At 52.2% G+C, this 13,894-nt stretch carries 12 protein-coding genes; 1 reads left to right on the top strand and 11 read right to left on the bottom strand.

Features of this window, described 5'->3' with window-relative positions; genetic code table 11:
- The 5 genes from ACGG90_RS03880 to ACGG90_RS03860 all read right to left on the bottom strand — a co-directional run bounded on the left by ACGG90_RS03880 (position 1) and on the right by ACGG90_RS03860 (position 5,523).
- Positions 1-900, bottom strand: a complete 900-nt coding sequence (locus ACGG90_RS03880; protein ID WP_390406087.1) for an ABC transporter permease — start codon at positions 898-900, stop codon at positions 1-3.
- Between the two features lie 79 nt (positions 901-979).
- Positions 980-1,927, bottom strand: a complete 948-nt coding sequence (locus tag ACGG90_RS03875; protein ID WP_390406085.1) for an ABC transporter substrate binding protein — start codon at positions 1,925-1,927, stop codon at positions 980-982.
- 410 nt (positions 1,928-2,337) lie between these two features.
- Complete coding sequence (locus tag ACGG90_RS03870; protein ID WP_390406082.1) at positions 2,338-3,306, bottom strand: ABC transporter substrate-binding protein; 969 nt, start codon at positions 3,304-3,306, stop codon at positions 2,338-2,340.
- Between the two features lie 329 nt (positions 3,307-3,635).
- Positions 3,636-4,586, bottom strand: coding sequence for an ABC transporter substrate-binding protein (locus ACGG90_RS03865; RefSeq protein ID WP_390406079.1), 951 nt, complete (start codon positions 4,584-4,586; stop codon positions 3,636-3,638).
- 307 nt (positions 4,587-4,893) lie between these two features.
- Positions 4,894-5,523, bottom strand: a complete 630-nt coding sequence (locus ACGG90_RS03860) for a histidine phosphatase family protein (protein ID WP_390406076.1) — start codon at positions 5,521-5,523, stop codon at positions 4,894-4,896.
- 56 nt (positions 5,524-5,579) lie between these two features.
- On the opposite strand from ACGG90_RS03860, the gene ACGG90_RS03855 reads away from it, so the two are divergent.
- Positions 5,580-6,329 (top strand): sulfite exporter TauE/SafE family protein, encoded by a 750-nt coding sequence (locus tag ACGG90_RS03855; protein ID WP_390406074.1) that lies wholly within the window; start codon positions 5,580-5,582, stop codon positions 6,327-6,329.
- A gap of 816 nt (positions 6,330-7,145) precedes the next feature.
- Here ACGG90_RS03855 and nagE read toward each other — a convergent pair.
- From nagE to ACGG90_RS03825, 6 genes are all read right to left on the bottom strand, one after another.
- Positions 7,146-9,131: an N-acetylglucosamine-specific PTS transporter subunit IIBC gene (nagE, locus tag ACGG90_RS03850; protein WP_390406071.1), complete on the bottom strand. Its 1,986-nt coding sequence runs from the start codon at positions 9,129-9,131 to the stop codon at positions 7,146-7,148.
- Between the two features lie 278 nt (positions 9,132-9,409).
- Positions 9,410-9,964 (bottom strand): elongation factor P, encoded by a 555-nt coding sequence (efp, locus tag ACGG90_RS03845; protein WP_390406068.1) that lies wholly within the window; start codon positions 9,962-9,964, stop codon positions 9,410-9,412.
- Between the two features lie 175 nt (positions 9,965-10,139).
- Positions 10,140-11,069, bottom strand: a complete 930-nt coding sequence (locus tag ACGG90_RS03840) for a serine hydrolase (RefSeq protein WP_390406065.1) — start codon at positions 11,067-11,069, stop codon at positions 10,140-10,142.
- A gap of 108 nt (positions 11,070-11,177) precedes the next feature.
- Entirely contained in the window at positions 11,178-11,573 is a 396-nt protein-coding gene (lpdD, locus tag ACGG90_RS03835; RefSeq protein WP_390406062.1) for a prenylated flavin chaperone LpdD, read from the bottom strand.
- Positions 11,570-12,163 carry a UbiX family flavin prenyltransferase gene (locus ACGG90_RS03830; RefSeq protein WP_390406059.1) on the bottom strand — a complete coding sequence of 198 codons (594 nt, stop codon included), beginning with the start codon at positions 12,161-12,163 and terminating at the stop codon, positions 11,570-11,572. Before ACGG90_RS03830 ends, lpdD begins: the two co-directional genes overlap by 4 nt.
- Before the next feature lie 133 nt (positions 12,164-12,296).
- Positions 12,297-13,772, bottom strand: a complete 1,476-nt coding sequence (locus ACGG90_RS03825; protein ID WP_390406058.1) for a UbiD family decarboxylase — start codon at positions 13,770-13,772, stop codon at positions 12,297-12,299.
- Between the last annotated feature and the right edge of the window lie 122 nt (positions 13,773-13,894).

The raw sequence follows: 13,894 nt of genomic DNA, 5'->3' as shown, positions 1-13,894 counted from the left end.
CTAGTCCCCCATTCTTTTCTGGTTGGCACGACGGGCAACGTGTTGCTTGTAGCTTTTCTGCACCAGCGGCAAGGACAAGAACACCACCAGCATCAAAGCGTAGAACAAGCGCAAAGCGTTAGGATCGACCCCGAGTTCCAAGACCCCGGCGATGATCAAGCGATAAATGATCGCACCGACGATAATCGTCAACAAGCGCTGGCCGAAGCTGAGGTTGTGCAACAAAATCTCGGCGATAATAATCGCAGCCAAGGCGATGACCAAAGTCCCGATCCCCATGGAAATATCCGCATAGCCATTGGTTTGCGCCATCAAAGAACCAGACAAGGCGATCAAGCCGTTAGACACCATGTACACAATGATCTTCATGTTGTCGTTGTTGATGCCGTTGGCTGCGGCCATCGCCTGGTTATCCCCGACAGCCCGCGCCGCCAAGCCCATTTGCGTGTTAAAGTACAACACCAGCAGAATAATCACAATGGCGATCACCACAGCGCCAACGATAATGGTGTCAAACGTCGCATTACCAGTGGAGAAAATGGTGAAGACTGTTTTGACGTTGCTCAATAAGGAAAGGTTGGCTTGGCCCATGATGAACAAGTTGACAGAATACAACCCGGTCATCGTCAAGATACCAGTTAACAGATCCGGAATCTTCAACTTGGTATGCAAGAACCCTGACACAAAACCCGCCAGCGCCCCGCCGATGAAGCCATATAACGTCGCTAAAATCGGGTTGGTGCCGCCGACTAAGCTGTGCGCCGTGATCGCCGCGCCTAAAGGAAAGCTCCCTTCAGCCGTCATATCGGCAATATCTAAGATACGGAAGGTCAAATATACGCCGATCGCCATGATCGCCCATAAAAGCCCTTGCGAAACGCTTGAAGTTAGAATACTCATCAGTACTACTCCTTTGATTTATCGAGCAGGCAAAGCCATCACACGACTCGCTTCAGCCGCGTTATTTTGCAACGCTCAATTATTGTTTAACATCTGCTGCCGTTAACCCGAAGGCCTTCATCATCTTGGCGTTGGTGACCACGCTGACTTTGGCTGGGGATTCCACTGGCAAGGACTTGACCTTCTTGCCTTTGATGATCTTCACAGCCAACTTGGCAGTTTGCTTGCCTAAATCTTCATAATTCAGCCCAACAGTGGCCACGCCGCCGTCTTTGACCATGGTCGCCGCAGCTGGTACGACTGGCACTTTCTTGGCCAAGGATACCTTGCCGACAGTCGCCATCGCTGCGGCCACAGTGTTGTCCGTTGGCGCATAGATGACTTGGCTTTGGCCAGCCAAGGCTTCGGTAGCGGATTGCACGTCGTTGGTGGTGGCTACGGTGCGCTTGACGACTTTCAAGCCCAGTTGCTTAGCGGCTTTTTCAGCGGCTTTGATTTGCACCACAGAGTTTTGTTCCGCAGCGTTGTACAACATCCCCACCGTCTTGGCCTTAGGGAAGAGTTTGTGCATGTACTTGATTTGCATGGTGATATCCACCATGTCCACCACGCCAGTCGCATTCTTGCTTGGGGCTTTCATGTTGTCCACAATGCCGGCGGATTTAGGATCAGTCACCGCGGTGAACACCATTGGCGTGTCGGGGTCGCCTTTTTGTAAGGCTTGCGCAGCTGGGGTGGCGATCGCCAAGTTCACGTCGTTCTTGTCTTTGGCGAGTTGTTCGCTCATGGTTTTCAAGTTGGCTTGATCGCCTTGTGCGTTGACGTAATCGATCTTGATCTTCTTGCCGGAATACCCTTGGGCCTTCAACTCTTCGGTGAAGCCTTTGCGCGCGTCAGTCAACGCAGTTTGATCGATCAATTGCAAGACCCCAACATGCACGGTGTCGTCTTTGGCACTGGCTGACTTGCCGCAAGCGGCTAAGCCTAAGATCGCAACGGCCCCAAGGCCAAGTAATAATTTCTTCATGATATATTCCTCCCAGAATGTTTTGGCAATAGTTGGCAAGTCCGCCAGCCGGTGCAAAACAAAAGCCAGTCACTTTGGATCTTCTCCGCGTGACTGGCCCAAAAACATTCTTGGATAAATAAAGGCCACATGGAGAAGATTTAAAATCATCCATGTGGCAATCGATCGCACGTTTAATGGTACCGGCCATCATGGATGCAAGCCGCGGCTTGCATCCATGATGCAAACCGCTATCCGAAAAAGCCGGTAAAAAAGACTGTGTTCAGTTGTGTTGGATTTAATATTGTCATGTTCAACACTCCTTGGCACCAGCTGTTGCTGGTATAAAATGAGAATACTATGACAAGATAAAAGTGTCAAGGGAATATTCTCATTTCATCCACCGGCTATGGGGGAATATGTGATGTTAATTACTTAGAAGCCGCTTCAAGGTCGCTTTGCGTCAAATTGAACAGCTTCATGCGCTTGGCGTTGGACACCAGTTCCGTCTTGGCCGGTGATTCGATCGGCAAATCTTTGACCTTCTTGCCTTTCAAGATCTTCACGGCCATCTTGGCGGTTTGGCGCCCTAAGTCTTCGTAGTTGATCCCGCGCGTGGCCACACCGCCGGTTTTGATCATCGTGGCATCGGCATTGACGACAGGGACTTTCTTGGCTTCAGAAACTTTGCCGATGGTTGGCATCGCAGCTGCGGCAATGTTGTCAGTCGGGATGTAGATGGCATCCGCTTGGCCGGCTAAAGCTTCAGCGGATTGCTGCACGTCATTGGTAGTCGCAGCGGTTTTCACCACGGCAGTAAGCCCGAGCTTCTTGATTTCTTGTTTGGCCAGCTTGATTTGAAATACCGAGTTCTGTTCAGCGGCGTTGTATAACAAGCCGATTTTCTTAGCCTTTGGAAACAGCTTGTGGGTGAAGTCGATTTGGCCTTTGACATCAACCATATCTGTGACCCCAGTGGCGTTCTTGTCTGGGGCTTTAGTGCTTGACGTCAAGCCGGCCGACTTGGGATCAGTAATGGCGGTAAATAACATCGGTGTGTCTGGGTCGCCTTTTTGCAAGGCTTGTGCGGCTGGGGTGGCGATGGCCAGATTCAAGTCGTTCTTGTCTTGTTTGAGCTGTTCGCTCATGGACTTCAAGTTGGCTTGATCACCTTGCGCGTTGACGTAATCGATCTTGATCTTGTCGCCTTTGTAGCCTTGGGCCTTGAGTTCTTCGGTGAAACCTTTGCGCGCGTCGTTTAACGCACTTTGATCGATCAGCTGCAAGATGCCGATCTTCACGGTGCCGGCTTTGGTGTCGGCGTCTTTCTTGCCGCAAGCGGCTAAACTCAACACAGCAGCGGCAGTCAATACACCTGCCAATAATTTCTTGATCTTCATACTTTTCTCCTCCAAATTCAGCGTCAAACGAAAAGCCGGCCGCTAGTTTACACCAGTGGCCGGCCATTATCTTCCGGAAAATAAAGCCACATGGTGATCACTCATCCACGTGGCGTTGTAAGCATGTTAAGGTGCTACGCCTATCGTGGATGCAAACCTGCAACGCGGTTTGCATCCAGTCGATGCAAGCCGCTATCCGTAATAGCCGTAGTAATAAGCGTTGTTTAGTTGTGTTGTAAGATTGTGATTCATTATTCAACACTCCTCGCCTTTATGTGTCTGAGAATACACTGAGAAAACGCTGCTGTCAACAAGATTTTAATATGTGCTTACTTCAAATCGGCATCAGTGACGCCAAAAGCCTTCATGCGCTTCTCGTTTTTGACCAAGCGCACGTCTTTAGGCGCTTCAACTGGCAAGTCTTTGACCTGCTTGCCTTTGATGATCTTGATCACCATGTCAGCAGTTTGCTTGCCGACAGATTCAAAGCTGGCACCTTTAGTGGCAACGCCGGCGATCGGAATCATCGTCGGATCTGAGTTGACCACTGGGACCTTACTTTCCAAGGAAACCTTGCCGATCGTGGCCATACCAACGGCGGCAATGTGATCATTAGGGATGAAGAAGGCATCAGACTTCTTGGCCAAAGCGCGGGCGGTAGCTTCCACATCAGAAGCCGAAGCCACCGTCATTTCTACCGGGGTCATGCCTAATTGCTTCATTGCCTTGCGGGCGCGCTTGACCACCGCCAAGGCATTTGGTTCGCCAGCATCGTACATCATGCCGATTTTCTTGGCTTTAGGAAACATTTGATGCAACAAGCTCAGTTGGGTCTTAACGCTGGTCAAAACCGTCACCCCGGTGGCATTCTTGTCTGGCGCCTTAGCAGCTTGCTTGGTGATCAAGCCCGCCGCCACTGGATCGGTGATGGCAGAAAACACCAGCGGCGTTTTGTTGCCGGCTTTCTCCATGGCTTGGCTGGCCGCCGAGCCGATGGAAATGTTGACGGTGTTGTTGGCGCTGGTCAATTGGTTAGCCATTTGGTTCAAGTTGGACTGATCGCCTTGGGCGTTGAGCAGCTTGATCTTGGCTTGGCCGTAGCCTTTGGCCTTGAGTTCTTCACGGATGCCTTTTTCCGCGTCGTCTAAGGCTTGTTGATCGAGTTGTTGCAAGATACCGATTTTCACAGTTGATGGTGAGGCACTCTTTTGAGACTTGCCACAAGCGGCCAACAGAATGACACAAGCGGCAGCGGCGATAGTTAACATGAATTTTTTCATAATATCCTCCAAAAAATAAAATGACCGACCACACAACAACACCATGTGGCCGGCCATTATTTTTCCGGAAAATAAAAGCCACATGGTATCGTCCATGTGGCGTGATTGCATACGCAAGTCGACGGCCTCATGGATGCGAGCAGCAGGCCCGCATCCACGAGCCTGCTACAGGTAATAGTAGCCGCCGAAATATTGATTAAAATGAGTTGATTGTACTAATGACATTATCAACACGCCTTCCTGTAGTGGGTATGGTGCTACCATACGCCGCTTAATGAGAATCGTCAAGGATATTCGTGAGGAAATTCTAATTTATCCCCGGCGCAAAGTCCCATTGCCGCCGCACATAATGCTTGCCGTCTAGCGTGTCCAGCCGCGAAAGCGTGGCGTTATGCAGCATCGGCGGCTTACGCAACTCGTCAAAAGGCACGCCTAACAAACTGTTCAACAAGAATTGAAACAAGATGCCATGCCCCACCACTAACAAATTGGCTGCCGGATGTGCCGCATACGCCGCTTGGATCACCGCCCGGCTGCGCTTGAGTAAATGTCCGTAAGGCTCAATGCCCAAATTTGGCGCATACTTGGCGTCAAATTCAGCCGGCCGGTGAAAATATGCATCAAGTGCTTGGGTATCCGACACGTCTGCTTCGATTTGCCCATCCCATGGCCCCAGCCGCAACTCCCGCAAGCCGTTGGCCGTGGCCAGCGGTGTGGGATACGCATTCTTGGCTAAGATCAAATGCGTGGTGGTCACCGCCCGCGGCATGCTGGAACTGATGGCTTGAGCAAAGCGCACCTTTGCCAAATATTGCCCCATTTGCTGCGCCTGGGCGACCCCAAGTGCTGTCAGCGGCTCATCAACGCCGCCGCCATTGAACGCATGGCGCAAGTTGACCTTTGTTTGGCCATGTCGCACAAAATAAAATTTTGTCATTCATAACACCTCATCAACTAGTATACTAGATTTTATCGTGAAATGAGGTGAAGCAAATGCATCCGCTCCTTGTAATTTACATTATTGCCGCCGGCATCGTCGCCGGCTTATTAAGTACCATCGCCGGCATGGCGTCACTGGTGTCTTATCCGGTGTTGTTAAGCTTAGGCTTGCCGCCGTTAAGTGCCAACGTCACCAACACCGCGGCCCAAATTTTTACCGGCATTGGCTCCACCTTGAGTGCCAGAAAAGAACTTTCCACTGCACCGCGCGCCACCGCCCGCATCACCATTTGGGCCTTGATCGGCTCGGTGTGCGGCTGCGTATTGTTGTTGATGGCGCCTGCAGCCAGCTTCGCCAAAGCGGTGCCGTTTCTGATCGCTTTTGCCGGATGCTTGATGTTGTATTCGCTGCACGCCAAGCCCAGCCGCAACGCCAAGCCAGTCCCGCCGATTCTTAAAGGCATCGCGATTTTCTTGGTGGGGATCTATGTGGGCTACTTCGGCGCCAGCGCCGGCGTGATCACCTTGGCGATTTTGACGGTGACAGAACAATTGCCGTTTGCCACACTGAATGCCATCAAGAACTTCACCAGCTTCGCCGCTAATGCCTTGGCGATGGTGATTTACGCCTTTACTGCGGATATTCATTGGTCGGTCGTGTTGATCATGGGCGTGGGCTTTCTGATTGGCGGCTATATCGGCCCGCAGCTGGTGCGCCACTTGCCGGTGCGACCGCTGCGCTACGCCATTGCTTTTGCCGCATTTGGGCTGGCAATTTACTTAGGCATCACCACTTATCGCTAACCGCTTGGCTGATCAAATATGCCCGTGGAATCTCAAGTTGAGGTTTCACGGGCATGTTTTTGTTTGGCGTTGGTCGCGGGCCGGATTAGTTAAGCTGCGCGGCGTGGGGCAAGCGGCGGCGCAGGCGGTGCGGCCGGCGCCAACCGCGCTGAAGTTCGCGCGTTTTCTGCCTAAGAATTGAGCCAAGCGCTCGCTGCGCTCACCCGCTTGTCTCGATTCTTGCCGCGATCAGCGACGCGAGCCAAGCACAAATCGCTTGGCTTGCGACACTGATCGTTTCACGGCCTGACCACCGCTTGCCCCACGCCGCTCCGCTTCACTAGTCCTCCATTGTCTGAACTTGGTTATATATGCAATACTAACCCGAAAACAGGATCCGACGCCAATCATGGTAAACCTTAAATATCGTGACCATGCGGAGTAGATCTGAAGACACCGGGATACCCAAATTTTACGTCTATGACAGTGCAATTACCATTTGCTTCATAGGCAACTCAACCTCCCATCCCTACCAACAAACGCAAGTCGACCAGTATCCTAATCGATCACGAATACCGTAGGGCTGGTGTTGCGAAGCGGCGCGGGGCAGACAAGGCGGTCAGGCCGCGAAACAAGCAGCACAATATCCCAAGTGGTTTGTGCTTGGGATACTGTGCTGCTTGCGGCAAATTCTGAGACCGCGCTGAGCGCAGCGATGCGGGCTCAGAATTTAGGTGGAAAACGCGCGCCCCATGCGCGGTTGGAACCGGCCGCGCCGCCTGCGCCGCCTTGTCTGCCCCACGCTGCGCAGCAACACCAGCCCGGCTGCTACATTGCTTAACCTTGCGCAACCGTAACGTTAAGGGCCTTAGCTTCGGCTTTGATCGCGCCTGGTGCTGTCCGGTCGAAAAGTTCAACGGCTTTGGCCATGTTGGTGATCACCACCATGGTCGTGGTGGCTTTACCGGCCTTGCCAATCGCCGCCAAGTCGGCCTTGACCAGTTGATCACCAGGCTGCACCGAGGCGCCTTCTTCGCACAACACTTCAAACGGCGCGCCTTTTAACGCTACCGTATCGATGCCGATATGGATCAATAACTCCAAGCCGGCGGTGGTAGTTAAACCAATGGCGTGCTTCGTGGGAAAGATGCTGGTGATTTTCCCGGCAGCCGGTGCCACGATCAAACCATCGCTTGGCTCCACAGCAAAGCCGTCCCCTAACATTTTCTGGGCAAAAGTGGCATCGGCAACATCGGCTAAATCGATCAATTCACCATTTGCCGGACTGTACAGCGGTTCAACCACTGTCGCGGCGGCTTCTGTTGGCGCGATTGGCGCATCAGGCGTTGCGACAGCTTTGCTGACTTGTAAATCAGCCAGCGGCGTTTTGGCGTCATTGATCGCCTTCAAAGGCTCGGCAACAAATTGCACATCGGTACCGATAATGATCTGCAAATTGCGGCCATCAATGGCGTTGACGCCGACCGCCCCAGCCGCTTTGATTGCTGGTTCATCGATTGCCGCGGTGTCTGCCAGCTGCAAGCGCAGGCGCGTAGTGCAGTTGTCGACGACTAACAAGTTCTTAAAACCGCCTAACGCCGCATAAATACGCTTGGCTTTCAGCGAATACTTGTCGTCGCCAACGCTTTGGGCAACTTCAGGCGTGCTGACGGCCACATCAGCTTCACGCCCAGGCGTGGCCAAGTTAAATTTGCGAATGGCGAAGTCGAACACGAAATAATACAACACTGCCATCACCACGCCTTGCACGATCAACATGTAAGGCAAGTTGGCAATCGGCATGCGCAAACTCAACACATAATCGACCAGTCCAGCAGAGAAGGTAAAGCCCGCCGTCCAGTGCATGAACGCAGCAAATGCCAAACTTAAGCCAGTCAAAGCCGCGTGGATCACATACAGCGGCCAAGCCACGAACATGAAGGAGAATTCCAACGGTTCCGTGACGCCGGTGAAGAAAGCGGCAAAAGCCCCGGCTAACATCAACGAACCGGTTTGGGCTTTCTTCTCGGGCTTGGCGTTCTTATAAATCGCCAAGGCCCCGGCTGGCAAGCCAAACATCATCACCGGAAAGAAGCCGGCCATGTATTGACCAGTCACGCCTTTGGTGCCGGCGTTGGCCCAGAAGTTGCCGATATCGTTGATCCCAGCGATATTGAACCAAAATACCGAGTTCAGCGCTTGATGCAAGCCAGTTGGAATCAACAAGCGGTTAAAGAAGCCGTATAAGCCGGCCCCAACTGCCCCTAAGCTGACCATGAACTTACCAAAAGCTACCAAAGCCCCATAAACTGGCGGCCATACGACTAACAGCACCAAACTCAACACCAGCATCACGCCGGCAGTCAAGATCGGCACACAGCGCTTACCGGAGAAGAACGACAAGGCCATCGGCAGCTTTGTGTCAGAGAAGCGGTTGTATAACGCCGCGGCGATCAAGCCGCCTAAGATGCCGATGAAGACATTGCCGCTGATGGCGCCAAAGGCTGGATCAACCGCGCCGACTTTCACGCCTTGCAGCGCGGCGACACTGGCTGGGGCAAGCACTGCCACTGGCACAGAATATGCCACCAACCCAGCAATAGCAGAGGCGCCGTCTTGGTTCTTGGACATCCCACTAGCCAGCCCTAAAGCAAACAATAACGCCAAGATCCCTAAAACAGCATTGCCGCCTGCCATGAGAAACTGAGCAGCAGGCCATTTTGCAGGGAGCCAATGGCCGATTCCTTCCAGGAGGGCGGCAGCGGGTAATAACGATACAGGCAGCTGGATCGAGCTTCCCATTCTTTGCATGTAACTTTTCATTTTGACCACTTCTTTCATAGAAAAATAGACCAATTTCGTAAATCAATAATAACAGTTACTAGGTTATACGAGATCGGCCCTGCGGTCAAAGGTTTCTGTGACATAACATGACAATAACATCGGTGTGTTTGGGCTATACCGATTGTAAACTAAGCTGTCATGACAAACCGAGTCAACGCGGTGATTCCCGCCTTTTTCCCAACAATTGCAAATGAGTGGTCCAGGCCAAATCTGAAATTTTCTGCAAAAAAAACAGCCCGTGAAGGCTGTTTTTGAGATTATGCACGCTTTTGGTATTCGCCGTTGGCCGTGTTGATCTGCACCACGTCGCCGGCATTGATAAATTCTGGCACGTTGATGACCAAACCGGTTTCCATCGTGGCAGGCTTGCCGCCGCTGGTGACAGAGCCGCCTTTGATGTTAGGCTGGGTTTCAGTGACTTTCAAGTTGACCGTGGACGGCAAGGTGATGCCGATCACTTCAGTTCCGTAGAATTCGATTTGGACCATGGCGTTCTCTAACAAGTAGAGACGTTCATGTTCGATGGATTCATCAGGTAATTCGTATTGTTCATAGGTTTCGGTATCCATGAAGAAGCTGGTGCCGTCTTGTTCATACAAGTATTGGGCGGACTTCTTTTCTAAGATCGCTGGCGTCAGCTTCTCGCTGGGACGCATGGTGGTTTGCACCGTTGAGCCTGCGCGCACATCATACAGCTTCAATTGCATCAAAGTGTTGCCTTTACCAGGCTTGTGGTGGTTGGATTCAAGGACTTTGATCAACTTGCCGTCTTTTTCAAACGTCATTCCTGCACGTAATTCGATTGCTTCCATTGGTTAATATTCTCCCTTGTGAGCTAGGCTCATGTCTTCAGTGTTTAATCAGCTGCTAGCCACGGCGGCGGCAGCGGCATGATCAGCGCATGCCCTAAATCTACAAAAAAGATAAACATTCTGGCCTCCATTGGCGCAACGGTTGGTTAGTGCCTTACATACCATTATGCCAGACTTAAGCCGCTTCGTAAACCAGCCGTTGAATATGCGCGGCGATCTCTTTGATTTGTGAGAAGTCCAATTGCGCATGTCCCGTGGTCATGATCACCAGAATGTAGCGGTGGCCGTCTTTGGTGGTAACGATGCCCGCATCATTATTGGTATTGGTCAAAAAGCCCACCTTGTCTTGTACTTTGGCATGTTTATCCACACTGGCCACGCCGGCGGGGATGCCTTGGCGATACACTTGCTTGCCCATGTCTTTGAGCAAGCGGGTGCGCATTTTGTCATTGGCAAAAGGCCCTTGGCCAGCATCCAATAATTTCAAGATCTTCACCAAGTTGTTGGCGGTCGTTTCTGCCGCATCCCCTGCAAACGCCGGATCGATGCCGATCGTCTGCAAGTAATTATCCACTGTGTCATTGCCATAACGCGTCAAAATCGTTTGGGCATAACCGTTTTCGGAATTGACGATCATCGCGTCGAAATTCTGGCGGTCCGTCAAATCCCAAGGCAGCTTGCCTTGGGCGTAGCGGTGGAACACATACGCGGCGATGTAAAGCTTATAAGTCGACGCCGAATACACCTTGGTGTCGCCGCCGGCAGCTACTTTCACCCCGCCTTTGCGATCCAAGGCGCCTGAGCGCTGCTTGGCGGCTTTGGAGCCGGGTTTAGGCGCCAGGCTGTAGAAGCTGACTTGGACTTTGCCGGTTTGCTCCAGGCTGTTCAAATACGTTTGCAAACTGACGGTCGGATCCGGCAGCTTGGCGATTTTGATCACGGCACTGCTTGAACTGGCCGCAGCCGGCCGCTTCAAGGCGTGGACGCCAATACTGGCGATGGCCACGATCAAGATCACCGTCACCCCAACGATCAAGCCGATGCGGTAGCGCCTTTTGAGATGATGTGTTGCCAGAAAATGAATAAGTTGCCGTAAAGTTGCCATTTTGGCCTCCGAGATAACCGTCATGCGTATCAAGAAAATTTTAACCTGAATGCGTTGGCAGAACAAGCCAAAATCCCGATCCACCAGCGGCAGATCGGGATCAAGAAGTTATTTGGCAAATTTCTCAACCACCGCAGCCACCGGATGCGCCTGCAGCCAATGCCTGAGGTCATCGCCTAGCGCCTTGGTCAAGGCAAACGCCGCTTGCATCTGCACCTTGGTGATTTCGTTAACATGCATGCCTGCGGTGATGATCGCATTGCCCGCCAGCACCGGCGCGATTTGCTTGGCCAGCCGCTTGGTCAACGCCCCTTCTTGATGCACATGGCCAGGTCGGCTGGGTAAGGCATGGGTGAACACCCCATCTTGGCCGACGGTGGTGACAACGCCGAAGTGTGGCACATCTCCGCCGACTAAAGTCACCAAGATATCTTGGCCTTGTTGCTCAACTTGCAAGGTCATCGTCACCCCTGCTTGTTGGCGAGTGAAAGTCCCTGTGCTCATCGGCGCGCCGCCTGCTTGGCTTTGGCCAAGCCTGCCCAGCGCGGCGATAAGTCATTGGCGATATGCAGGTGATCCAACAATTTCATCGTGGTGTGATCGATCAAATCGTCGATTGTTTGCGGGTTGTTGTAGAATGCTGGGATCGGTGGAATGATCTCCACGCCCATCTTGGCCAGCTTCAGCATATTCTCCAAGTGGATCTGGTTAAAAGGCGACTCCCGCGGCACGATCAACAACGGGCGGCGTTCTTTAAGCGTCACATCAGCGGCGCGGCCGATCAAATTATCCCCCATGCCACAAGCAATGGCAGCGATTGTTTTCATGCTGGCAGGCACGATCACCATGCCATCATGATGAAACGACCCAGAAGCAATCGTCGCGCCCATGTTGCGCGGATCATCAACATGATCCGCCAAAGCGTTCACTTGGCTTTCCACATAGCCAGTGTTTTCAATGGCTAAGTTCTCCTTAGCCCAAGCACTCATCACCAAGTGCACTTCAACTTCCGGGTCAGCGTGTAACGCTTCTAACAACCGAATACCGTAAATGGTGCCACTGGCGCCGGTGATTGCAACTACGATTCGTTTCATAATATTTCCTTTCTAGGGGTGATCTGGCTTGGGGGTCGTCGAGCTGCGTGATATAAGTTGTGACGCCACTTGGGCGAAAAGCGCCCAAATGTCATCCCGTCTTATATCCACCGCTAAGTGCGTGCTGCTTTGGCTACTTTAAATAATCTTCCCAGTTGCTCATTTCTTTAAACGGCGCGCGGACGAATTTGTCTTTCATGTCATATGGCACCGTGCCGTCAAGGACTAATTTAGAACTCATGCCGCGATGGCGAATACGGGATGGATCATATTCCGGCAATTCTGATGGATCCAGCGGATGGTTACGCAAGCCTTCTAAGACCATGATGTCGCGATCGGCTTGAAAGCGCGTGTTGATGGTCCACATCACGTCATTCCAGTCGAAAATATCAACATCTTCATCCACCAAAATCACAGTTTTGAGCTCTTTAAATGCAGAGAAAGCCAACAAGGCGGCTTGGCGCTGGATCCCTTCGTCGTTGATGTCGTCTTTGTGGATCTGCATGATAGTCATCAGCTTACCACCACCGGCTGGGGCGTTGTAAACATTGGTGACTTTGCCTGGGATCGCGCGGTCGACTAAGTTCAAAATCGACGCTTCCGTGGGGATGCCGGCCATAGACACATGTTCTTCAGAAGGCCCAATAGTGGTTTGCACGATTGGGTTGTCTTGACGATGCGTCACGGCTTTGATTTTGACCACGTTTACTGCTGGATTAGCGGTGCCGTTGTAGCCGGGGAATTCGGGCATGGCATAACCGGAGTTCGTGTTGATGTCTTCTTGCATTTTGGTGTTGGGCAAGATCTCGGCTTCGATCACCCATTCACTGCGGGCGATAGCTTTGGCGTCGACGGCGACGCCTTGCACGATTTGCACGGCTTCGTTGCGCAAGGCACCGGCCACTTGCAATTCGTTGTAGCCAAGCGGCGTAGTCGGCGGCTCGAAAGTCGCGCCGATGGTAATGGCCGGATCCAAGCCGATGTTAATGGTGATCGGCATCGGTTCGTTACGCGCTTCATATTGCTTCAAGAATGCGCCGATATGTCGACCGCCAGGCATGATGTACATGCCGATGGTGTCTTTATCTTCCAAAACCATGCGGTGAATGGTTACGTCAGATTCTTGCTTGTCGACAGAATGGCCATACACCACCCCCATGGTGATATACGGACCGGCATCGTCAGGCGTATTGGTTGGCGCGGCTAATAACTTACGAATATCAAAATCTTCATCTGTGGCCAGATGCACCACTTCTTGCGCCGGCGCATCAGCGCGCGCCACTTCGACTGGGGCAACCGGATGGGTCACCGCCGTGTTAAGGGCTTGACCGAGGTGCTTGTAGTCTTTGTGCAAAATGTCGGCCACGCGTTGGCGCGAAGCTTGCAAGCCGATCAGCACACGGGAGTTGGGGAAGCCTTTGACGTTGTTAAACATCATGGTTGGCCCTTCTTGCGTTGGCCGCTTGACGGTCCCACCGGCACCGATATAGCGATAAACGCCGGCCAGGTCGGCTTGCGGATCGATTTCTTTATTTGTTTCGTGATATTGCCCAGGTTTGTTCTTAATTTCAGCTAAAACTTTACGCAGATCATATGGTTGTTCAGACATCTTGTTTGCCTCCGTTTCGTGATTACAAAGTTCATTATGCAAAGAATCCCACCATCGAACAATTCACTTACCTCGGCCATCCATTCCGTTATGGAATATCTTGGGATAAGGAAAAGGCATCC

The sequence above is a fragment of the Lacticaseibacillus jixiensis genome (assembly GCF_042847315.1).
GTDB lineage: Bacteria > Bacillota > Bacilli > Lactobacillales > Lactobacillaceae > Lacticaseibacillus > Lacticaseibacillus jixiensis.
The sequence above is the reverse complement of the archived record's forward strand: the minus strand, read 5'-3'. Positions and strand labels throughout refer to the sequence as shown.